At 62.1% G+C, this 20,243-nt stretch carries 21 protein-coding genes; 14 read left to right on the top strand and 7 right to left on the bottom strand.

All coding sequences use genetic code 11. From position 1 onward, the window contains the following. Positions 1-34 precede the first annotated feature (34 nt). Positions 35-571, bottom strand: coding sequence for a cytochrome b (locus J3P92_RS09945; protein WP_434650586.1), 537 nt, complete (start codon positions 569-571; stop codon positions 35-37). Continuing rightward, positions 568-1,647, bottom strand: a complete 1,080-nt coding sequence (locus J3P92_RS09940; protein ID WP_434650584.1) for a catalase family peroxidase — start codon at positions 1,645-1,647, stop codon at positions 568-570. Before J3P92_RS09940 ends, J3P92_RS09945 begins: the two co-directional genes overlap by 4 nt. 166 nt (positions 1,648-1,813) lie before the next feature. On the opposite strand from J3P92_RS09940, the gene J3P92_RS09935 reads away from it, so the two are divergent. Further along, positions 1,814-2,320, top strand: a complete 507-nt coding sequence (locus tag J3P92_RS09935; RefSeq protein ID WP_420764610.1) for a sigma-70 family RNA polymerase sigma factor — start codon at positions 1,814-1,816, stop codon at positions 2,318-2,320. Next, entirely contained in the window at positions 2,317-3,069 is a 753-nt protein-coding gene (locus J3P92_RS09930) for an anti-sigma factor family protein (RefSeq protein WP_420764611.1), read from the top strand. The genes J3P92_RS09935 and J3P92_RS09930 overlap by 4 nt, the downstream gene beginning before the upstream one ends. Positions 3,070-3,203: 134 nt before the next feature. On the opposite strand, the gene J3P92_RS09925 is transcribed toward J3P92_RS09930, so the two are convergent. Beyond that, positions 3,204-4,040: an IclR family transcriptional regulator gene (locus tag J3P92_RS09925; protein WP_434650582.1), complete on the bottom strand. Its 837-nt coding sequence runs from the start codon at positions 4,038-4,040 to the stop codon at positions 3,204-3,206. 244 nt (positions 4,041-4,284) lie between these two features. Between J3P92_RS09925 and J3P92_RS09920 the strand changes: the two genes are divergently transcribed. From J3P92_RS09920 to J3P92_RS09885, 8 genes are all read left to right on the top strand, one after another. After that, entirely contained in the window at positions 4,285-5,310 is a 1,026-nt protein-coding gene (locus J3P92_RS09920; protein WP_434610675.1) for an ABC transporter ATP-binding protein, read from the top strand. Beyond that, the gene (locus tag J3P92_RS09915) at positions 5,307-6,176 is read left to right on the top strand and encodes an ABC transporter permease (protein ID WP_434650580.1); all 870 of its coding nucleotides are present in this window, start codon (positions 5,307-5,309) and stop codon (positions 6,174-6,176) included. Before J3P92_RS09920 ends, J3P92_RS09915 begins: the two co-directional genes overlap by 4 nt. A gap of 6 nt (positions 6,177-6,182) precedes the next feature. Next, a complete protein-coding gene (locus J3P92_RS09910; protein WP_030140057.1) occupies positions 6,183-6,977 on the top strand; it encodes an ABC transporter permease in 795 nt (264 codons plus the stop codon). A gap of 7 nt (positions 6,978-6,984) precedes the next feature. Then, positions 6,985-7,275 (top strand): (2Fe-2S)-binding protein, encoded by a 291-nt coding sequence (locus tag J3P92_RS09905; RefSeq protein ID WP_420764615.1) that lies wholly within the window; start codon positions 6,985-6,987, stop codon positions 7,273-7,275. A gap of 160 nt (positions 7,276-7,435) precedes the next feature. Beyond that, on the top strand, positions 7,436-8,791 hold the full coding sequence (locus tag J3P92_RS09900) for an FAD-dependent oxidoreductase (protein ID WP_434650578.1): 1,356 nt from the start codon (positions 7,436-7,438) through the stop codon (positions 8,789-8,791). Further along, positions 8,788-9,903, top strand: a complete 1,116-nt coding sequence (locus J3P92_RS09895; protein WP_434650576.1) for an NAD(P)/FAD-dependent oxidoreductase — start codon at positions 8,788-8,790, stop codon at positions 9,901-9,903. Before J3P92_RS09900 ends, J3P92_RS09895 begins: the two co-directional genes overlap by 4 nt. 18 nt (positions 9,904-9,921) lie before the next feature. Continuing rightward, complete coding sequence (locus J3P92_RS09890; protein WP_434610664.1) at positions 9,922-10,983, top strand: ABC transporter substrate-binding protein; 1,062 nt, start codon at positions 9,922-9,924, stop codon at positions 10,981-10,983. A gap of 88 nt (positions 10,984-11,071) precedes the next feature. Further along, complete coding sequence (locus J3P92_RS09885) at positions 11,072-12,412, top strand: leucine-rich repeat-containing protein kinase family protein (RefSeq protein ID WP_434650574.1); 1,341 nt, start codon at positions 11,072-11,074, stop codon at positions 12,410-12,412. Between the two features lie 7 nt (positions 12,413-12,419). On the opposite strand, the gene J3P92_RS09880 is transcribed toward J3P92_RS09885, so the two are convergent. Continuing rightward, entirely contained in the window at positions 12,420-13,124 is a 705-nt protein-coding gene (locus J3P92_RS09880; protein WP_420764620.1) for a YebC/PmpR family DNA-binding transcriptional regulator, read from the bottom strand. Between the two features lie 216 nt (positions 13,125-13,340). Between J3P92_RS09880 and J3P92_RS09875 the strand changes: the two genes are divergently transcribed. Then, complete coding sequence (locus tag J3P92_RS09875; RefSeq protein WP_434650572.1) at positions 13,341-14,234, top strand: contractile injection system protein, VgrG/Pvc8 family; 894 nt, start codon at positions 13,341-13,343, stop codon at positions 14,232-14,234. Further along, a complete protein-coding gene (locus J3P92_RS09870) occupies positions 14,120-14,728 on the top strand; it encodes a hypothetical protein (RefSeq protein WP_434650570.1) in 609 nt (202 codons plus the stop codon). Before J3P92_RS09875 ends, J3P92_RS09870 begins: the two co-directional genes overlap by 115 nt. Before the next feature lie 156 nt (positions 14,729-14,884). Here the strand turns inward: J3P92_RS09870 and J3P92_RS09865 are convergent, their stop codons facing one another. Then, on the bottom strand, positions 14,885-15,166 hold the full coding sequence (locus tag J3P92_RS09865) for a hypothetical protein (protein WP_434563347.1): 282 nt from the start codon (positions 15,164-15,166) through the stop codon (positions 14,885-14,887). Positions 15,167-15,179: 13 nt separating this feature from the next. Between J3P92_RS09865 and J3P92_RS09860 the strand changes: the two genes are divergently transcribed. Then, entirely contained in the window at positions 15,180-15,677 is a 498-nt protein-coding gene (locus J3P92_RS09860; protein ID WP_434650568.1) for a hypothetical protein, read from the top strand. A gap of 43 nt (positions 15,678-15,720) precedes the next feature. On the opposite strand, the gene J3P92_RS09855 is transcribed toward J3P92_RS09860, so the two are convergent. Both J3P92_RS09855 and J3P92_RS09850 read right to left on the bottom strand, forming a co-directional pair. Continuing rightward, positions 15,721-16,629 carry a 1-aminocyclopropane-1-carboxylate deaminase/D-cysteine desulfhydrase gene (locus J3P92_RS09855; protein ID WP_434650566.1) on the bottom strand — a complete coding sequence of 303 codons (909 nt, stop codon included), beginning with the start codon at positions 16,627-16,629 and terminating at the stop codon, positions 15,721-15,723. A 173-nt stretch (positions 16,630-16,802) separates the two neighbouring features. Further along, a complete protein-coding gene (locus tag J3P92_RS09850) occupies positions 16,803-18,842 on the bottom strand; it encodes an FAD-dependent oxidoreductase (RefSeq protein ID WP_420764625.1) in 2,040 nt (679 codons plus the stop codon). 269 nt (positions 18,843-19,111) lie between these two features. Between J3P92_RS09850 and J3P92_RS09845 the strand changes: the two genes are divergently transcribed. After that, positions 19,112-20,242, top strand: coding sequence for a carbon-nitrogen hydrolase family protein (locus J3P92_RS09845; RefSeq protein ID WP_434650564.1), 1,131 nt, complete (start codon positions 19,112-19,114; stop codon positions 20,240-20,242). The last annotated feature ends 1 nt before the right edge of the window (position 20,243 follow it).

The raw sequence follows: 20,243 nt of genomic DNA, 5'->3' as shown, positions 1-20,243 counted from the left end.
CGAGGGAGCAAGCCCCTCGCCACGAGCCTCCCGGTCAGTCCCGGCCGCGCAACATGCTGTGCAACACCTCGTCCCGGCGCACCCACCCGTGAAACAACGCCGCCGCCAGATGCACCAGCACCGTCAGGAATAACAAATAGGCCAGGTAACCATGAGCCTTGCGCAGCCATGCGAAGGTCTGGGCATCCGCGGGTAGGATGGAAGGCAACCGAAGCGACTCGCTGAGCATCACCGGGTCCCCCGCCGCCGATATCATCCCCCAGCCCAACAGTGGCAACGCCAGCATCAAAGCATACAACAAGACATGCGAAGCCTTGGCCGACAAGGCCTGCCAGCTCGGCAGGTCGGCCGGCAACGGCGGTATCTGCGTGGTGAAGCGCACCACCAGGCGGACAATCACCAACAATAAAATAGCGATGCCCAGGGGTTTGTGCAGTTGAAGCAGCCACTCATGGCGCTCGGACACGGAGGCGACCATGCCCGCGCCGATAAACAACATGGCGATGACCATCAAGGCCATCATCCAGTGCAGCAGCCGAGCCAGCGGCGCGAAATGTCGGGGGGCGTTCATGGACGAGACTCCTGGGTGGCGGGCAACTGGCTGACTTCGCTGGTACGGCGCAGGTACGAACTGGCATAAGCCGCCGAACGAGCGGCCAACAGCGGATCATCAGAACCTTCGATCCCACTGGGCAGGATCAGCGGGTCATAGTTGATATCGCGGCAATCTCCGTTGTCCTGCGCCTGGGCGCGCTCCAGCACCAGGGTGCCGGCGTTGAGCACCTTGCGATCGGCGGGCCAGGCCTTGCTGGCGTCGTTGACCGGATCGCCCGGGTTGGCCAAGGTGATGTTCAACTGCCAGCGCAGTGGTCCGCCAGCCAGGCGTTTGGTCAGGTCCTGTTCCAGGAAGTCGGCGCCTTGGGGTGGGCTCGCATCCACCGCGTCCTTGCTTATCGGCACCACCCCCCAACGCACGGCCTGGCGTTGTCCGGCAGGGCCCACCAGGTAGAACGCATTGATGCCGTTGTAGGTTTCAGTGGCATAGCTGGCCGATGGCTTGGCCGTCTTGATCCATTGCAAGAACGGCACTGCCTCGGGATGCGCTGCAAAAAACGCCGGCACGGCGCCAGGGTTTGGTTTGCCCGTGGCCGGGTCCGGCGACTGGGCCTGTTGCAGTTCAAAGAAAGCCTGCGGTGTACCCACCGGGAACACCGGCATACTGTTCATACCGGTGCGCCATTGCTGGCCGTCGGCCTGGGTAAAACGCAGCGCCAGGCTTCGGATCGGCACACTGCCATCCGGTGCGTAGGGGTTGCCGCTGGGCAGCGCAAAACGACCGACCACGGGCGTGCGTGGCTCATTGAATACCTGGGCGCTGGAGTAGGCGCGGGCTTCGCCACTGCTTTCAAAATAACCGGCAACGCAGACACCCTTGGAGTGATTGCGCCGGAAACCCGCATGGACCCCGTTGTTCGTTTCCAGCACATTGACCAAGGCCTTGGGCGTCAGGCGTTGTGGGTCGAGTGTGCCATTGACGTAGGCAAACGCCCCGGCCAGCGCAGCAACGACCACGGCAATGGCCGTCAGGCGCAATGTCAGGCTGGCGGCGCTCAACGGCGCCCGACGTTCAGAAGAAGGGTCAACCATTTGGAGACTCCAAGGCACAAGGCCGTTAGTGGAAAGGACCCGTCAGACGAAAGCCCAACGTGTTTATTCCCACGCTTCATATTTATTTTTCGTTCACTGGAATAATCTTGTGCCTGGATCGTCTTTCCTTCCAACGCAGTGATTGCCCACGAAGCCACGCATCCTCATGAACGAACTCGACGACCAGTTGCGCCTGCTCATTCCACGGCTGAGACGTTTTGCCGTGTCGCTGACACGCAACCCCAGCAACGCCGACGACCTGGTCCAGGCGTGCCTGGAAAGGGCCCTGTCGAAATGGAACGACAAGCGCCCGGACGGTGATTTGCGGGCCTGGCTGTTCTCCATCCTTTACCGGCAGTTCCTCGATGCCCATCGTCGTTCCCGACGGTACGCACGCATGCTGGAATTCTTCACCGGGCGCGACGATGCACACCCGTCCGCCGAGCGCAGCGTCATCGCCCAATCGTCGCTCCAGGCTTTTGACCAGTTGCCCACCGAACAGCGCGCGTTATTGTTGTGGGTGTCAGTAGAAGGCTTGAGCTACCAGCAAGTCGCCGACATCCTGGGCGTGCCGACCGGCACCGTGATGTCGCGCCTGTCACGGGCCCGCCAGGCCTTGCGCCAACTCAGCGACGGCGAAATCGCCCGCCCTGCCCTGCGAATACTCAAATGATCACCCTGCCCCCCAGCGACAAAGACCTGCACGCCTACGTCGATCATCAACTGAGCGAAGCCGACCGACGACAGGTTGAAACCTACCTGGCCAGCCACCCCGCCGTTGCCAAACGCGTACGGGCCTGGCAACAGGACGCGCAGCATCTGCGCGCAACCCTGAGCGCAACCTTGCAACTCCCACCCAATCCCAGCCTCGACCCGACTGTCATCCGTCAACGCATGAAACACCGTACGCGCCGCCTTCTCGCCAGCGCAGCGGTCTTGACGCTGGCCGTCGGTATCGGTGGGGTGGGCGGCTGGCAGGCCCGACAGATAACCCTGCTCAGCGCAGCAGCGCCCATGGCTGACGCATTGCAGGCGTACCGGTTGATTGCCCAGCAGGGCGTGCTCCCGGCCGATTACCAGACTGGCGACGAGCACAGCATGCAAGGCTGGCTCGACCGTTACTTCAGCCAAGCCGACCGCTTACCGGATCTCTCGGCGGCGGGCTTCACGCCGGTAAGCGGGCGATTGCTCAGCACTGACCAAGGCGCGGCGGCGATGGTGGTTTACCAGGATTCGAGCGGCCTGAAGATCAGCTTCTATATCCGCCCACCAGGTCCGAAAAATTTCCTGCTGCCCCGTGGCAGCCGGCGCGATGGGGAACTGCAGGCCGAGTATTGGTCCGGGCCTGGGTACAACTATGCGATGGTCATCCCGAGCGATACGCCGACGGCGCAGAAGCTCAAGCAGACCTTGAATTTCTGACCACCACCTTCCCCTGTGGGAGCGAGCCTGCTCGCGAAATCGGTCGCACAGTTAGAAATGATGTCGACTGAGATACCGCCTTCGCGAGCAGGCTCGCTCCCACAGAGGTCTTGTGACAGGCCAAAAATCGGTATTCACCCCGGCCTGAACACCTGCGAAGGCCTGCGCAGCAGCGGATCGAACGGGTTGATTCGCGGGCCGATCATCGCGGCTTCGCGCTTGAGCATTTCCACCACCGTTGGCAGCCTATCCGGCCCGAGCCGGTCGCTGATGGTTGCCACGCTCAAGGCCGCCACGGCCCGTCCCTCACGATCGAGAATCGGCACCGCCACGCCGGCCATGCCCTGCAAGACCCCGGTGTTGCGCCCGGCATAACCCAGCGTGCGGACGTTCTCCACTTCCGTGCGCAGGAAAACCTCATCGTACAAATGAAAATCCTTGAGCCGTGGCAGGTTGTAATGGATCACCGTGTCGCGCTCTTCCTCCGGGAGGAACGCCAGGATCGCCAGGCTGCCCTGTCCCACGCCCAAGGCCACGCGGCCACCGATGTCGCCGGTGAATGTGCGGATCGGAAACGGCCCTTCGCTGCGGTCCAGGCAGATCGCATCGAAGCCACAGCGTGCCAGCAGAAATAGCGAATCCCCCAACGACGCCGACAACCGCAACATCGCGGGCCTGGCCAGTTCCCGCAGGTTGCCGGTGTTACCTGCGCGGGCCGCCAGGGCAAAAAAGTCCAGGCTCAAGCGGTAGCGTTTGCTGCGCGCATCCTGCTCGACCATGCCTTCATCCATCAGGTTGCGCAGCAAGCGGTGCGTTGTGGGCTGGGACAGGCCAATGCGCTGGGCCAGTTGCGTGACTCGCTCGCCGCCCTCTGCGGTCTCGCCCAGGCTGCGCAAAACGGCAAACAACCGAGAAACCGAGCCAACCCCTACTTCAATCTTTTTGGTATTCCGCTCAATGGAATCAGACATCGGATTTTTTACTCAGTTATTTATTCACCGAAAGAAACGGAAAATAGTCATCGCTTCAGTGAAATAGTCCATTGAGCCCATCCTATTCTTCGTCCTACTCTGCGTCCATACAGGGGCGATTCGAACAACAGCGGCAGCCGACGTAAGTCGAGCGCCAACGCACCCCGCGACATCCTTTCGTATCTGCCCATACAAAAAAGCGCGCCTCGCGGCGACGCATAACAATCTCAGGTGGAGCGCAGTCATGGCTTTCGTGCAACTTCAAGACTTGAGCAAACGGTATGGCGACCTGGACGCCGTGGTCGCCACCAACCTCTGTGTGGAGAAAGGCGAATTCGTCTCTCTGCTAGGGCCGTCCGGTTGCGGCAAGACCACCACCCTGCAAATGATCGCCGGCTTCGTTGAGGCCAGCAGCGGCCGCATCCTGCTGGACGGGCGCGACATCACTCATGCCAAGCCCGCCAGCCGCGGCCTGGGCGTGGTGTTCCAGAGTTACGCGCTGTTTCCCCACATGACCGTCAAAGACAACGTCGCCTTCGGCTTGCGCATGCGCAAGGTGCCCAGCGCAGAATTGCAGTCCCGGGTCGATCGAGTGCTCAAGCTGGTGCGCCTGGACCGGCATGCCGAGCGTTACCCGCGAGAACTCTCGGGCGGCCAGCGTCAGCGCGTGGCATTGGCCCGGGCGCTGGTGATCGAACCGCCGGTGCTGCTGCTCGACGAACCCTTGTCCAACCTCGACGCCAACCTGCGTGAGGAAATGCAGTTCGAAATCCGCCGCATCCAGCGCGAAGTCGGCATCACCACATTGATGGTCACGCATGACCAATCCGAGGCGCTTTCGATAAGCGATCGAGTGGTGGTCATGCAGGCCGGCCGCATCACCCAGATCGACGCGCCCTACACCCTTTACGAGCACCCGCGCACCGAGTTCATTTCCGGCTTCGTCGGCAAGGCCAATCTGCTGCCCGGCGAACGTGATAGCGCCGGCGTCGTGCAAGCCAGCAGCACCGGTAAAGGTGAGCTGACCCTGAGCCTGCGTCCCGAAAAGATCGACCTGTGCGCCCCCGGCTCGGGACGACTGCAAGGCACCGTCACCCAGCGTTTTTTCCTCGGTAGCCAATGGCTGTATGGCGTCTGCACCCCTCTGGGCGAACTCAGCGTGGTACGGCGCAACGACGGCTCGGCGCCCCTGGCCGAAGGCACCGCGGTGGGTCTGGACTGGGATCCGGCGCTGCTGCGTGTGTTGAGCGTGGATGAGGTGTTGGCATGAAGCTGATCGATGCCATGAAGCGCGGCCGCCAAGGCTATTGGATGTCAGCCCCGGCCCTGGCCTTGTACCTGGGCCTGCTGGTGATTCCCCTTGGTCTGACGCTCGTGCTGTCGTTCAATGTTTTCGACTACGGCTCGGGTATCGACAGCGACGCCTACACCTTCGAGCACTACACCAGCCTTCTGGGCGACCCGTACTTCTACGAAATCTTCCTGCGCACGTTCTGGATCAGCGCCCTGACCACGTTGCTGTGCGTGGTGATCGGCGTACCCGAGGCGTACATCCTCAGCCGCATGGGCGCGCCGTGGCGTTCGATCTTTCTGATCCTGATCCTTACGCCGCTACTGATTTCGGTGGTGGTGCGAGCGTTCGGCTGGAGCCTGCTGCTCGGCGCCGATGGCCTGATCAACCAGACGCTGCAAGCCCTCGGCGGCTCACCCATGAAGCTGCTCTACACACCGTTCGCGGTGGTCATCGCCCTGGTGCACGTGATGCTGCCGTTCATGATCATTCCGGTGTGGACCTCGCTGCAAAAACTTGATCCCGCCGCCGAACAGGCCGCCCTATCCCTGGGCGCGAGCCAATTGACGGTGATCCGCAAGGTGGTGCTGCCGCAGATCATGCCGGGCGTGTTGTCCGGCACGCTGATCGTGTTCGGCCTCGCCGCCAGTTCGTTCGCCATCCCCGGCCTGCTCGGCGGGCGCCGCCTGAAAATGGTCGCCACGCTGATCTACGACCAATACCTGTCGGAACTGAACTGGCCGATGGGCGCGGCCATTGCCGTCGCGCTGTTGCTGCTCAATCTTCTGATCATGCTGTCGTGGAACCGCATGATCGAAGGCCGCTACAAGAAGTCACTGGGGTAATTCTTCATGTCCAGGAACGGTCCTTTCGCCCTGTTGTTTCATGCCTTGGTAGTGGTGTTCATGCTGGCGCCGCTGGTGGTGGTCTGCCTGGTCGCCTTCACGCCGGAAAACACCCTGAGCTTGCCCACCACGGAATTTTCCCTGCGCTGGTTTCGTGCCGTGTTCGAGCGCGCGGATTTTGTCGATGCGTTCTACAACAGCCTCATCCTGGCGTTCAGCGCGGCCTCGCTGGCGACACTGATCGCGGTGCCGGCGGCCTTGGCGATCACCCGGTTGGAGTTTCCTGGCAGGGATTTTTTCAACGGCCTGTTCCTGTCGCCGATCATCATTCCGCACTTGGTGCTGGGCGTCGCGTTGCTGCGGCTGTTTGCACTGATGGGCGTGAACGGCAATTTCAGCTGGCTGATCTTCGCCCATGTGCTGGTGATCACGCCATATGTGCTGCGCCTGGTATTGGCCTCGGCCATCGGCCTGGATCGCAGCGCCGAGCAAGCCGCGCAGTCATTGGGCGCCGGTCGTTTCACCCTGTTCCGCCAGATCACCTTGCCGATGATTTTGCCCGGCGTCGCCGGAGGCTGGTTGCTGGCGTTCATCAACAGTTTCGATGAAGTCACGCTGTCGATTTTCGTCACCTCGCCGGCCACGCAAACCTTGCCGGTGCGCATGTACGTCTACGCCACTGAATCCATCGATCCGATGATGGCGGCGGTGTCGGCACTGGTGATCGCGCTGACGGCGCTGACCATGATTCTGCTCGACCGGGTGTATGGCCTGGATCGAGTCCTGGTAGGCAAACAATGAGGGCACCATGGCTCTGCTGAAACGACTGGCCGAAAACGACCGCCCGGCCCTGGATTTCCTGCTCGACGGCGAACCCGCCAGCGGCTTGCTCGGCGATACCGTGCTCACCGCGGTACTGACCTGCGGCGAACACCTGCGCGGCAGCGATTTCAGCGCCGAGCCCCGTGCCGGCTTCTGTCTGATGGGCGCCTGCCAGGATTGCTGGGTCCGACTGGGCGACGGCCGCCGCGTGCGCGCCTGTTCGACGATGCTCGAAGCTGGGCAGCAGGTCAGCCGCGAGCCGGGGCGCCAGGTATGAATGGCGTTGACCGGGATGGCCTCATCGCGAGCAAGCTCGCTCCCACAGGTGACCTGCGGCGTACGCACAATCCGCATCCACGACAGATCCCATGTGGGAGCGAGCTTGCTCGCGAAGGCGGCCTCGACAGCACCGAAAATCCGCTGCCGGTGGGGTTGCCATGAAACCCATCGTCATCATCGGCGCCGGCCCCGCCGGTATCCGCGCCGCGCAAACCTTGGTCGCCCATGGCATCTACCCGATCCTGCTGGACGAAGCCGCCCGCGGTGGCGGGCAGATCTACCGACGCCAACCCGTCAATTTCAGTCGGTCTGCGGGCAAGCTTTATGGCTTCGAGGCAACAAAGGCCAACGCCATCCACCAGACCCTCGATGCGTTGCGCGAGCAGCTCGACTACCGCCCCGACACGCTGGTCTGGAACGCTGAAGCCGGTCAGTTGGATACCTTGCATGAGGGCCGCGCCGATCGCCTGGATTACGCCAACGTGATCGTCGCAACGGGGGCCACCGACAGGATTCTGCCGGTCCCCGGCTGGACCCTGCCGGGCGTCTACAGCCTGGGCGCGGCGCAGATCGCCCTTAAATTCCAAGGCTGCGCCATTGGTGAACGGGTGGTATTCGCGGGCAGCGGGCCATTGCTTTATCTGGTGGCGTACCAATACGCCAAGGCCGGCGCGAACGTCGCCGCGGTACTCGACAGTTCGCCCTTGAGCGCGCAGACCCGCGCTCTGCCCGGCCTGCTCGCACAACCGGCCACGCTCGCCAAGGGCCTCTATTACCGCGCCTGGCTGACGACACATGGTATCCCGGTGCATCAAGGCGCCACCCTTGCGCACATCGACGGGAAACGCCGGGTACAGTCGTTGAAGTGGCGAAACAAAAAGGGCGAGCACACGCTCGATTGTGATGCGGTCGCCTTCGCCCACGGCTTGCGCAGTGAAACCCAACTGGCCGATCTGCTGGGCTGCGAGTTTGCCTGGAACCCGCTCAATCGCGCCTGGCTACCGCAACGCGACAGCGCCGGTCGCAGCAGTTCGGCCGGGGTCTACCTGGCCGGTGACGGCGCTGGGATCATGGGCGCCGACGCCGCCGAAATGGCCGGCGAGCGCGCCGCCCTGGCACTGCTCGAAGACCTCGGCTACCGAGTCGACCCGCAACGTTGCGCCCAGTTGGAACAGTCTCTCGAACGCATCGGTAATTTCCGCCAAGGCCTGGAGCAGGCCTTTGCCTTCCCTGATGAGTGGGCGAGCCTCGCTCAAGACGACTTGATGATTTGCCGCTGCGAAGAAGTCAGCGTCGGTGAAATCCGCCAGGTCGTGGGCGAAGGTCACTGGGAAATCAACCGGGTCAAGGCCCACTGCCGGGTCGGCATGGGCCGTTGCCAGGGGCGGATGTGCGGTGCCGCCGCCGCGGAAATCATCGCTTGCGCAAGTGGCCGCGACATCCGGGACATCGGGCGCCTGCGGGCACAGGCACCAGTCAAGCCCGTGCCGTTTGGCCTGGAGGTCGAGCCATGATCGAGGTCGATGCAGTAATCATTGGTGGCGGCATCGTCGGCGCCTCGGCCGCACTGTTTTTGAGCAAGGCCGGACGCCGCGTGGCGCTGTTGGAACGAGACTTCTGCGGCTCGCATTCCAGCGGCGTGAACTACGGCGGCGTGCGGCGCCAGGGCCGGCCCTTGTCTCAGTTGCCGCTGTCGCAACGTGCCCATGAAATCTGGGGTCAATTGCCGCAGTTGATTGGCATCGACGGCGAGTATCAGCGCAGCGGCCATCTGAAGTTGGCACGCAGCCTCGATGACCTGCGTTCATTGCAGAACTACGCCGCCAGCAGTCAGGGCTTTGGCCTCGATTTGCAACTGCTGGATCGCGACGAATTACGCAGACGGTTTCCCTGGGTCGGCACCGTCGCGGTCGGCGCCTCGCTGTGCCCGGACGATGGTCACGCCAACCCGCGGTTGGTCTCGCCGGCATTTGCCCAGGCGGCCCGCAGGCATGGCGCACAGGTTCACGAGCAATGCCCGGTCAGCCACGTCACTCACGACGGCCAACGCTTTGCCGTGCACACCGAAACCGGCCTCGAATGTCGCGCGCCGTGGCTACTGAATTGCGCTGGCGCCTGGGCGAGCCGCTTCGCCGCGCAGTTCGGCGAAGCAGTGCCGATGCACGCCGGGCACCCAGCGATGCTGGTGACCGAGCCGCTGCCCGTGGTGATGGACGCCAGCACGGGCGTCGAAGGCGGCGGCATCTATGCGCGCCAGGTCGCCCGGGGCAATTGCGTGCTGGGAGGGGGCCAGGGCTTCGCACTGGACGACGCCCGCGCCAGGCCCGGCCAGCACGCGGTCATCGAGATCCTGCGCCAGGCCGTCGAACTCTACCCTTTTCTGGAGGGCGCCCAGGCGATCCGCACCTGGAGCGGCACCGAAGGCTACCTGCCCGATCGCCAACCGGTAATCGGCCCCAGCAGCACCCAACCCGGTCTCTTGCATGCGTTCGGCTTCGCCGGCGCGGGCTTCCAGATCGGCCCGGCGGTGGGCCAGGCGCTCACCGAAATCATCTGCAGCGGGGCTTCGTCCACGCCGCTGGATGCGTTTTCCATCACCCGGTTCCACTCCATCTCCGTTGCTTGATAGAGGAAGGTCGCGCTAATGAATAACGTCAAACGCAGTGCACTGTTCGGCTTCTGCTCGCTGGGTTCCGCTTGCCTGGGCGCCCTGCTCCCCGTCACCCAGGCGTTGGCCGAGCCGACGCTTTACCTGGGCATGAACGGCGGCACCATGGAGCGGCTTTATGCCGACAAGGTCTTGCCGGCCTTCGAGAAGGCCAACAATGTCAAGGTGGTGATCGTGCCGGGCACTTCGGCCGACATCCTGGCCAAGGTCCAGGCCAGCAAGGGCAACCCGCAGATGCACGTGATGTTCCTGGACGATGGCATCATGTACCGCGCCATCGCCATGGGGCTGTGCGACAAGCTGCAGGACAGCGCCCCCCTGGCACAGATTCCGGCCAAGGGCCGCATCAAGGACCAGGCCGTCGCCGTCAGCCTCGGCGTCACCGGACTGGCCTACAACACGCGGCTGTTCAAGGAAAAAGGCTGGAACACGCCGACGTCCTGGATGGATCTGGCGGACCCTCGATTCAAGGACAAGGTGGTGTTTCAATCGATGGCCTCCTCAACCTTCGGCCTGCACGGTTTTCTGATGTTCAACCGGATCCAGGGCGGCAGCGAAACTGACGTCGAGCCAGGCTTCAAGGCGTGGCCGAACACCGTCGGGCGCAACGTGCTGGAGTACATCCCCAGCTCGGCGAAAATCTCCGAAATGTTGCAGACAGACGAAGCGGCGCTGTTCCCGTTGACGCCGACCCAGGTCACCGCGTTGAAACTCAAGGGCATGCCGGTCGAGTATGCACAACCGAAGGAAGGCGCGGTGGTGCTGAACGTCGCCGAATGTGCCGTCGCCCAGAACAGCGAACCCGAACTCGCGCAAAAACTCGCTGCCTTCCTGCTGACGCCCGAAGCCCAGGCCATCGCCCTTGAAGAAGGCGACCAGATCCCGTCCAACCCCAACACGCCGACCACCGACAAGACGCGAGGCCAAGTGGACGCGATGAAGCAGTACCTGGAAACCGCGATCGCGGTGGATTGGGATCAGGTCAATGAACAACGTCCGGCGTGGAATGCGCGGTGGAACCGCAGCATCGAGCGCTAGAAGCACTGGCGCAACCTTTTTGTTTATCATGCGGGCCTGCGCGGGTTTCACCATTGCGCTCGGCCCCTTGATAGCAGCGACTTCCCCAATGCAGACCCTCACCCAACTCCAAACCGGCCAGCTATCGGGCATTGCCCGACTGAAGCTGTCGTGCGGCCTGACGGAGTTTCCTCAGGAAATTTACGACCTGGCGGACTCGCTCGAAATCCTCGACCTGAGCGGCAATCAACTCGAAACGCTGCCAGCGGATCTCCATCGGCTTACTCGCTTGCGGATACTGTTCTGTTCGGACAACCGCTTCACCGAACTGCCTGAATGCCTGGGCCGTTGCAGCGCATTGACCATGGTCGGCTTCAAGGCCAACCGCATCGAGCGCGTCACGGGCGCAGCCTTGCCGCCGCTGCTGCGCTGGTTGATCTTGACCGACAATTGCGTCAGCCAGCTGCCGGATGAGCTGGGCCGGCGTCCCCATCTGCAGAAATTGATGCTGGCCGGTAATCGCCTGCGGCAATTGCCGCCGAGCCTGGCCCGGTGTCATCGCCTCGAATTGCTGCGTGTTTGCGCCAATCAACTGACCGAACTGCCCTCCTGGCTGCTGGAAATGCCGAGCCTCAGTTGGCTGGCCTACGCCGGCAATCCATTGCAAGCGCAAGGCGATACCCAGGCGCTGCATGCCGCCACGCCGATCGCTTGGTCGCAGTTGAGCTTGCAGCGTTCATTGGGCGAAGGGGCTTCGGGCGTGATCCACCATGCACTTTGGCAACCGCCCGGCAAGGCCAGGCGCGACGTCGCGGTCAAGCTCTACAAAGGCCAGATGACCAGCGATGGCTCGCCATTGCATGAAATGCACGCGTGCGTCACCGCCGGCAAGCATCCGAACCTGATCGAGGTGCTGGGTCAGGTCAACGGCCACCCAGAGCAACAGGCCGGGCTGGTGATGGCCCTGGTCGGGCCCGATTACCGCAACCTGGCCGGGCTGCCGAGCCTGGAATCCTGTACCCGCGACGTGTATGCCGATGAACTGCGCCTGAGCGCCGATGTGGCCTTGCGCATCGCCCGGGGTATTGCCGGCGTGGCGTGCCACTTGCACCGACAAGGCCTTACCCATGGAGACCTGTACGGCCACAACATCCTCTTCAATGACCAAGGCGATTGCCTGCTGGGGGATTTTGGCGCGGCGTCTTTCCACGCCACGGTCGAAGAAGACAGGCAAACACGGGCGTTGCAGCGCATCGAGGTGCGGGCCTTCGGGATTCTGTTGGGGGAATTGCTGGCGCGGATCGAACCGGCGCTCGATAACGAGGATCTTTCACGACTGAAAGACCTCGAGGCGCGGTGCTGCCAGCCGGATGTACTGGCGCGGCCGGGGTTTGACGAGATTGAAGAATTGCTGCGAGTGGTGAAGGAGCTCGCTCCCTCACCACAGTGACTTTGGCTTAGCCCGCCAGACCGACAAACATATCCTGCACGTCGTCGTGGTTGTCGAGGCCTTCGAGGAACGCCTCGACTTCCGCCATCTGCTCATCGGTCAGGCCGCTGACCGGGTTTTTCGGCTGATAGCCCAATTTGGCGGACAACACCGTGAAGCCTTGCTCCGGCAACGCCTTTTGCACGGCGTCCAGGTCGCCAGGCTCGGTGATGAACAGCGTCGCACCGTCCTCGCCCGGTTCGAAATCCTGGGCCCCGGCCTCGATGGCGGCCATTTCCGGATCAGCGTCGGGGCTGTCCGGGGCGGCTTCGATCATGCCCACGTGGTTGAAATCCCAGGCCACCGAACCCGAGGCACCCAGTTGGCCCTTGCGGAACGCAACGCGAATCTCCGCGACGGTACGGTTGATGTTGTCGGTCACGCACTCAACGATCAGCGGCACCTGATGGGGTGCGAACCCTTCGTAGGTGACACGATGGTATTGCACGGTTTCGCCGAGCTGGCCGGAGCCCTTCTTGATCGCGCGCTCCAGGGTCTCGCGGGGCATCGAAGCTTTTTTTGCCTGCTCGACCACCAGCCGCAGGTGCGCGTTGGTGGCGACATCAGCACCGTTGCGCGCGGCAATGGTGATTTCCTTCACCAATTTGCCGAAGATCTTGCCCTTGGCGTTGGCAGCCGCTTCTTTGTGTTTAACCTTCCACTGTGCGCCCATTACTCACTCTCTTGTCTGACGCGCCGAGACACCTGGCCGGCGCTGTGGCGCAAGTTTATACGGCCTAAACCGGCTGATCGACCAAAAAATCGCTGCCTCCAATCGACATTTTCACAACGTGTTGTAGGGGGTTTCCGAAATAGCGATTCGGGCACAGCGCTGCGCGCCGGGGTTTCGTACCCTTGCACTCTTATCCTTCAGCCAGCATGGGCCGCAATGCGCAACGATTCGGAACACCCTTTCAGCCTGACGATCCTTCAAAGCGACCTGCGCCTGCAAGTGCTGCGGCTCAATGGCCGTGAGGCCCTGAACCAGCCTTACCGCTTCGACCTTGACCTGATCGGCCTGGCGCCGCCGGTCAGCCCCGACAGTCTGCTGGGGCAGGCAGCTTTCCTACGCCTTGATGGCGAGTCGGGCGTACATGGGGTTGTGCATTATGTCAGCCTGACCGCCGACACCATGCGCCGCGTGGGCTATCGCTTGACGCTGGTCCCTCATCTGCAGCAATTGGAACAAGGGCCACGACGGCGGGTTTTTCATCGGCTCAACGTTGTCCAGATCCTGCAGTGCCTGCTGGAAGGTAACGCCGTGCCTCCCGACAGCTATCGTTTCGAGCTGCCGCACGGGCAGTATCCGACTCGCCCGTTCTGCATTCAATATGAAGAAAGCGACCTGGATATGCTGCAGCGGTTATGCGAAGAGGAAGGCATTCACTATCACTTCGAACACGCGCCCCAGGGCCACGTCGCCGTATTCGCGGAAGACCCAAAGAGCTTCCCGGCACAGCCGGTCGAACTGGTCATGCGCCAGGATGCGGACAGGCACCCGACTATCAGGCGGCTATACCAGCGCCATCATTCGATCATCGCCAGACCGCCCGTCGGCCACAACGACCGAGGGGCGACACTCCCGCCTGGAGCGCGGCCCCAGAAAAAATGCGTGAAGATCCGGCACAGGCTTACCGCTACCAGGCGGGTCGCCGCAGCCTTGAACGGTTGCGCTATCGGCATCGGGAAATCCATGGCCACGCCACAGAACCAGCCCTGCGCAGCGGTCACATCGCGCAGATCTGCAATCACCCGGTGTCGTCCTTCAATGATCAATGGCTGATCACCGAGGTCCAGCACCGAGGAAGGCAATTTTCCATTCTAGAAGCGAACCCGCCGGCCACGCCGCAACCGCGGCATTATCGCAACCGGTTTTGCGCCATCCCTTGGTCCACGGTGTTCCGCCCGGCGCTCAAGCATCCCAAGCCATGTATCGCCGGTTACCACGTCGCCTACGTGTTCGGCCCGCCCGGCCAGCAAGCCAGGCCTAACGAGCAGGGTAAAGTCGAGGTCAGCCTCTGGAGCCCGGAGGAAGAACCGATCGCGTTGCCCCTGTCTTGGCCGATGCCCGATGACCGTCCCCCATTGATTGCCGGCAGCGAAGTGCTGGTCAGCTTCATCGAGGGCGACCCAGACCGTCCAGTATTGTGTGCAGGATTGGTGGGCCCGGCCGTGGACAGCGATGGCCCTCCGTCTGCCCCCCCGCCTGAGCCAGGCGACAAAGATGTCGGGCTGCTGTTCAACTGGCTCTTGAACCCGCCGGACATCTCACCATGATCCTTTCCTAACCCAATTGCGGCTCGTCGATGCGCACTTTTCATTCAAAGTTTTCTTTCCGATAAAAAATGCCGCAACCCCATGGAGATTGCGGCAATAGTTCACGGCATTTCCAATCGAACGTTTCATACATTAACAACTGAACAATACAAATCTTCAGTTCTTTTTGTTCCCGTCCATGTCAAACCATTCGCCATCGGGAAATAGCACACTCCCATCCGGAAATTGAATCTGTCCATCGGCAAATACTACACGCCCATCAAGGTATACCAACGTGCCGTCGCCATATTGAATAGTTCCATCGGGACGCGTGACCGATTCACCTTCGACATCCACCACACTGCCATCGGCCAGCGAGACTGTCCCATCGTTATTCGGGGTACTCCCGGGTGATTTTGCCAGGTTTACGAACGCCAGGGGATCGATACCCACGTTCAAGGTGGGCCACGGAATGGATGCCCACGCCGGGGCGGGTTTAGTGGACGGACCGGGCGTCGTCGCTGGTGCCGGATTGGGTTTTGGCGTTGGTTTAGGTGTTGGCTTGGGCGCTGGTTTGGGTGCCGGCATTGGGGTGGGCTTTGGTATTGGCTTGGGTGCGGGTTTGAGCGCCGGGCCAGGCTTGGCCGCCGGTTTTGAAACAAGGCCAGGCTTCGCCGTCGGCCTCGGGCGCGGCGGTTTCGCCATCTGCCGGTTAATGACAGCGTGTTGTGCGTTGTTGCCATTGAACGTATCCATGTTCTACCCCTCGTTTTATAAATACGGCCCGGCCGATCCAGGCTCGCTTATTTATAAATCCAAAAACATTGAGGCAACGATAGAGAACTTGAAAAGACCGTACAAACGAAAAAGATCATATAAATATGACGGGCAAGTATTTCAGAATCTCGACCGCACAACAGCAGACCTGCAAACTTCAACCAGAGCTGAACAACAATGTTGGAGATCGTAGGAAAGAGCGAGGATTGATTGCTATACATGATCTTATTGATGGCTCACTGAAACCCCCGACGCCCCTGCAAGCCACCCGTATGAACGAAGATCAACCGAGTACCCGGCTCAAAGGCGCCGGCCTCGACCTGAGCCTTTAGCAACATCAACGCCTTGCCGGTGTAGAGCGGTTCCAGCTCGATGGCCTGGGTGGTTTCTATGAACGTGGAGAGATCAGCATCAACCTGGCCGAAACCACCACGGCTGCCGTCGAGCAGCTCGTAGAGCGGGTCGGCAAGCCCTGCCGCCCTCACGATGTTTTCCACGTTCTGGCTGCCGCCATGGCCTTGGGGCACCGCCAGGACGCCATGCACCTTGCGCTGGCCGGCTTCAGCCAGCACCAGGCCCGCCAGCGACGTTCCGGTGCCGCAGGCCAGCCACCAGCCGTGATAGTCCGCCCAGCCCAACGCCGCCAGTTGATCACGGGCACAGGCGACCCAGCTCATGCAACCTTGCGCGCCGGGCAGGCCTGCCCCCCCTTCCGGCACCGCCCAGAGTTCAGGGTATTGCGACCGCCAGGGTGTCCAGAAACCCTCGTCATGACGCCTGCGGTATCCCTCGTAACCCAACCAGTGCAGCGTCATGCCGAACGCTTTCAAGTCGAGCACCGTGGGCGTATCCAGGGGATGACCGCGCAGCAGTCCGACCGTCGCGAACCCAAAGCGCCGGCCCGCTGCGGCCAGTGCGTGCAGATGGTTGGAATGAGCGCCGCCCAGGCTCATCACACCTGCAGCACCGGCCCGATGAGCTGCGCGCAGGTGGTGAAGCAACTTGAACCATTTGTTCCCGCTGATCAGCGGATCGATCCGGTCCAGGCGCAGCACTGCCACCTCGACGCCGGACCGGGCGAGCCAGTCCAGATGAAGGGGTTCGAGGCGAGGTTGAGGGTGCCAGTCGAGAGCGGGAAGTAGCATGGCGGCGAGTCGGGTGGAAAACAGGCCGGCATATTAACAGCTGGTTGCAAACGTCCTGACATCAGAAAAACGGTGGGGCGAGCTTGCTCGCGATAACGGTGGGTCAGCCAAACATTTCTGAAACTGACTGACCGCCATCGCGAGCAGGCTCGCTCCCACAGAGGACTTGCGCCTTACAACTGCGCCGCCAGTCGCGAGCCTTGGTTGATCGCGCGCTTGGCATCCAACTCCGCCGCCACGTCGGCGCCGCCGATAAGGTGGACGGTCTGGCCGGCCGCTTCCAAGCCCTCCTGCAACTCGCGCAGCGGATCCTGGCCGGCGCAGATAACCACGTTGTCCACCGCCAACACTTGCGGCTCGCCCGTTTCGCCGATGCGAATGTGCAGGCCCTGATCGTCAATCTTCAGGTACTCGACGCTGTTGAGCATCTGCACCTGCTTGTTTTTCAGACCTGTGCGATGAATCCAGCCGGTGGTCTTGCCCAGACCGTCGCCGACCTTGGACTTCTTACGCTGCAACAGGAACACCTGCCGCGCCGGCGCATGAGGTTGCGCCTTGACCCCGGCCACGCCGCCGCGCGCCTCGAGGTGGGTATCGATCCCCCACTCCTTCCAGAACGCTTCGCGGTCCTGGCTGGTGGCAACCCCCTGGTGTACGAGGAATTCCGACACGTCAAAGCCGATCCCACCTGCACCGATCACCGCGACGCTACGCCCTACCGGCTTACGCTCGAGGATCACGTCCAGGTAACTCAGCACCTTGGGATGATCCACGCCCGGGATGGCTGGCACTCGCGGTGCGATGCCGGTCGCCAGGATAATTTCATCGAAACCGCCGGCCACCAACTGCGCGACGTCCACCCGGGTATCGAGGCACAGCTCGACGTGGCTCGTCTGCAACTTGCGCTTGAAATAACGCAATGTTTCGAAAAACTCTTCCTTGCCGGGCACACGCTTGGCGATGTTGAACTGCCCGCCGATTTCACTGGCCGAATCGAACAGCGTCACCTGATGGCCGCGCTCGGCCGCCACGGTGGCGGCGGACAACCCGGCAGGACCGGCGCCCACCACGGCGATTTTTTTCACCTGGGTCACTGGCAGGTAGTTGAGCTCGGTCTCATGGCACGCTCGCGGATTCACCAGGCAACTGGTGAGCTTGCCACCGAACGTATGGTCCAGGCAGGCCTGGTTGCAGCCGATACAGGTATTGATTTCATCCGCCCGGCCAGCGGCTGCCTTGTTGACGAACTCCGGGTCAGCGAGGAAAGGCCGAGCCATGGACACCATGTCGGCGTCGCCCTCGGCCAGGATCTGCTCAGCGACCTCAGGCGTATTGATGCGGTTGGTGGTGATCAACGGAATGCTCACCGAACCGCGCAGCTTGGCGGTGACTTTACTGAACGCTGCCCTTGGAACCTTGGTGGCGATGGTGGGAATACGCGCTTCATGCCAACCGATACCCGTGTTGATGATCGTTGCACCGGCCTGCTCGATGGCCTTGGCCAGTTGGACGATCTCTTCCCAGGTGCTGCCCCCTTCCACCAGGTCGAGCATCGACAGACGGAAGATGATGATGAAATTCGGGCCGACCGCCTCGCGCACCCGACGCACGATGTCCACCGGGAGGCGCATGCGGTTTTCGTAACTGCCCCCCCAACGGTCGGTACGGTGGTTGGTGTGGGCCGCCAGGAACTGGTTAATGAAATAGCCTTCCGAGCCCATGATCTCGACACCGTCGTACTCGGCCTTCTGGGCCAGCAACGAACAAGTCACAAAATCGCTGATCTGTTTCTCGATGCCCTCTTCGTCCAGTTCCTTGGGCTTGAATGGGTTGATTGGCGCTTGGATCGCGCTCGGTGCCACCTGCTTGGGGCTATAGGCATAGCGTCCGGCATGGAGGATCTGCATGCAGATCTTGCCACCGGCTTCATGCACCGCCCGGGTGACGATCTGGTGCTTGAGGGCTTCCTCCTCGGTGGTCAGCTTGGCCGCACCGGAGTAAACGCCACCCTCATCGTTAGGACCGATTCCCCCGGTGACCATCAGGCCCACGCCGCCACGGGCGCGCTCGGCAAAATAGGCCGCCATGCGCTCGAAGCCACCGGGCTTTTCTTCAAGACCGGTGTGCATCGACCCCATCAGGGTACGGTTGCGCAGCGTGGTAAAGCCAAGGTCCAGCGGGGCCAGCAAATGCGGGTAATGAGGGGCGGTCATCGGTTACTCCACTACGGGCGATCACGGAAAATGCGGAAGCTCTATGGCCTCCGTCAGTCATGGATAACAGCCTAAGAGTCGGGATGGGGACGCTCAATGACCGAAACTGACAAGTTGATGATCCAAATGCACAGGACAATCGGTTCGCCTAGACTTCCCACATCCTCCTCACACCGCTGTGCGCCCTTTCGCTAATCCTTTGTTTTACCGTACCCTGCCAGGTGTCCTGGTGAAAATCACGAACCTGTAAGCGACCATTGACTGTCCCCATGCGCAAATTTCTGTACCTGCTGTTCTCACTGGCCTTGATGGCCGCCGTTATCACTTACGCACTGTGGACAGCGGACCGTCCAGTCGGCCATTACCTTTCAGACCTGCGCATCAACCTGGCGGTCGACCAGGGCACGCCCTCTGATCGCGGCAACTTGCTCGGCATCCAGCCCGAGCTTTTCCCCACCGACTACCAGAGCCCCCAGCGCCTGCGTCGCAAGCTGGCCGCCTATCTGCAAGCGGCGCGCGACCAAGGGTTTCTCAACGACAAAACCATCGTGGTCCTGCCCGAGCACATCGGCACTTGGCTGATGGTCAGCGGCGAAAAGGACGAGGTGTATCAAGCCAGTACATTGAAGCAAGCCATGCATTGGCTCGCCGCCAGCAATCCGCTGGCTTTTATTCGCGCCCTGGCAAGCGCCAAGGGCAGCAGCCGCCTGGACGATGCCTACCTGCGGATGAAAGCGGACACCATGGCCCGGGATTACCAGACGTTGTTTGGGGGCCTGGCCAAGGAATTCGGCGTGACCCTGGTGGCCGGCTCCATCGTGCTGCCCGAACCCAATGTCAGCGAAGGCGAGCTGAAGATCAGTGGCGGCGCGCTGTACAACACCAGCCTGGTTTTCGGCCCCGATGGTCGTCCGATCGGCCAACCCCTGCGTCAACGTCATCCGATATTCGACCAACAAGACGTGCTCGGGGCAGAAGAAAGCCAGGCTACCCCGGTCATCGACACGCCGGCCGGTCGCCTCGGCGTACTGATCGGCAGTGACAGTTGGTATCCGCTCCATTATCGGCAACTCGACGAGCAGGACGTGCAATTGATTGCCGTACCCGCCTTTGTGGTTGGCCGCGATTCGTGGAATAAACCCTGGGCAGGCTACAAAGGCCTGTCCACGCCAAGCGAAGTGAGCCTCAAGCCCGGCGAGATAACCGAAGGCCAGGCATGGCGTCGCCTGACATTGACCAGCCAGTTGCCGGTCAGCCAGGCCCGGGGGGGCGTCAGCGTGTTTCTGCGCGGCCAGTTCTGGGACAACGGCAGTGCCGGCCAGAGTTTCATCAGCCATGGCGGCCAGCAGTTCCCCGATGGCGAAGCCCGTGGCGCTCGCCTGTTGAACCTCTGGTTGTGAG

This window comes from Pseudomonas sp. D3-27 (assembly GCF_051132165.1).
Lineage (GTDB): Bacteria > Pseudomonadota > Gammaproteobacteria > Pseudomonadales > Pseudomonadaceae > Aquipseudomonas.
The sequence above is the reverse complement of the archived record's forward strand: the minus strand, read 5'-3'. Positions and strand labels throughout refer to the sequence as shown.

What these genes read in the sequence shown, in the direction of transcription:
- J3P92_RS09945 (WP_434650586.1), bottom strand. Translation starts at nt 571, where the DNA reads ATGAACGCCCCCCGACATTTCGCGCCGCTGGCTCGGCTGCTGCACTGG.
- J3P92_RS09940 (WP_434650584.1), bottom strand. Translation starts at nt 1,647, where the DNA reads ATGGTTGACCCTTCTTCTGAACGTCGGGCGCCGTTGAGCGCCGCCAGC.
- J3P92_RS09935 (WP_420764610.1), top strand. Translation starts at nt 1,814, where the DNA reads ATGAACGAACTCGACGACCAGTTGCGCCTGCTCATTCCACGGCTGAGA.
- J3P92_RS09930 (WP_420764611.1), top strand. Translation starts at nt 2,317, where the DNA reads ATGATCACCCTGCCCCCCAGCGACAAAGACCTGCACGCCTACGTCGAT.
- J3P92_RS09925 (WP_434650582.1), bottom strand. Translation starts at nt 4,040, where the DNA reads ATGTCTGATTCCATTGAGCGGAATACCAAAAAGATTGAAGTAGGGGTT.
- J3P92_RS09920 (WP_434610675.1), top strand. Translation starts at nt 4,285, where the DNA reads ATGGCTTTCGTGCAACTTCAAGACTTGAGCAAACGGTATGGCGACCTG.
- J3P92_RS09915 (WP_434650580.1), top strand. Translation starts at nt 5,307, where the DNA reads ATGAAGCTGATCGATGCCATGAAGCGCGGCCGCCAAGGCTATTGGATG.
- J3P92_RS09910 (WP_030140057.1), top strand. Translation starts at nt 6,183, where the DNA reads ATGTCCAGGAACGGTCCTTTCGCCCTGTTGTTTCATGCCTTGGTAGTG.
- J3P92_RS09905 (WP_420764615.1), top strand. Translation starts at nt 6,985, where the DNA reads ATGGCTCTGCTGAAACGACTGGCCGAAAACGACCGCCCGGCCCTGGAT.
- J3P92_RS09900 (WP_434650578.1), top strand. Translation starts at nt 7,436, where the DNA reads ATGAAACCCATCGTCATCATCGGCGCCGGCCCCGCCGGTATCCGCGCC.
- J3P92_RS09895 (WP_434650576.1), top strand. Translation starts at nt 8,788, where the DNA reads ATGATCGAGGTCGATGCAGTAATCATTGGTGGCGGCATCGTCGGCGCC.
- J3P92_RS09890 (WP_434610664.1), top strand. Translation starts at nt 9,922, where the DNA reads ATGAATAACGTCAAACGCAGTGCACTGTTCGGCTTCTGCTCGCTGGGT.
- J3P92_RS09885 (WP_434650574.1), top strand. Translation starts at nt 11,072, where the DNA reads ATGCAGACCCTCACCCAACTCCAAACCGGCCAGCTATCGGGCATTGCC.
- J3P92_RS09880 (WP_420764620.1), bottom strand. Translation starts at nt 13,124, where the DNA reads ATGGGCGCACAGTGGAAGGTTAAACACAAAGAAGCGGCTGCCAACGCC.
- J3P92_RS09875 (WP_434650572.1), top strand. Translation starts at nt 13,341, where the DNA reads ATGCGCAACGATTCGGAACACCCTTTCAGCCTGACGATCCTTCAAAGC.
- J3P92_RS09860 (WP_434650568.1), top strand. Translation starts at nt 15,180, where the DNA reads ATGGATGCCCACGCCGGGGCGGGTTTAGTGGACGGACCGGGCGTCGTC.
- J3P92_RS09855 (WP_434650566.1), bottom strand. Translation starts at nt 16,629, where the DNA reads ATGCTACTTCCCGCTCTCGACTGGCACCCTCAACCTCGCCTCGAACCC.
- J3P92_RS09850 (WP_420764625.1), bottom strand. Translation starts at nt 18,842, where the DNA reads ATGACCGCCCCTCATTACCCGCATTTGCTGGCCCCGCTGGACCTTGGC.
- J3P92_RS09845 (WP_434650564.1), top strand. Translation starts at nt 19,112, where the DNA reads ATGCGCAAATTTCTGTACCTGCTGTTCTCACTGGCCTTGATGGCCGCC.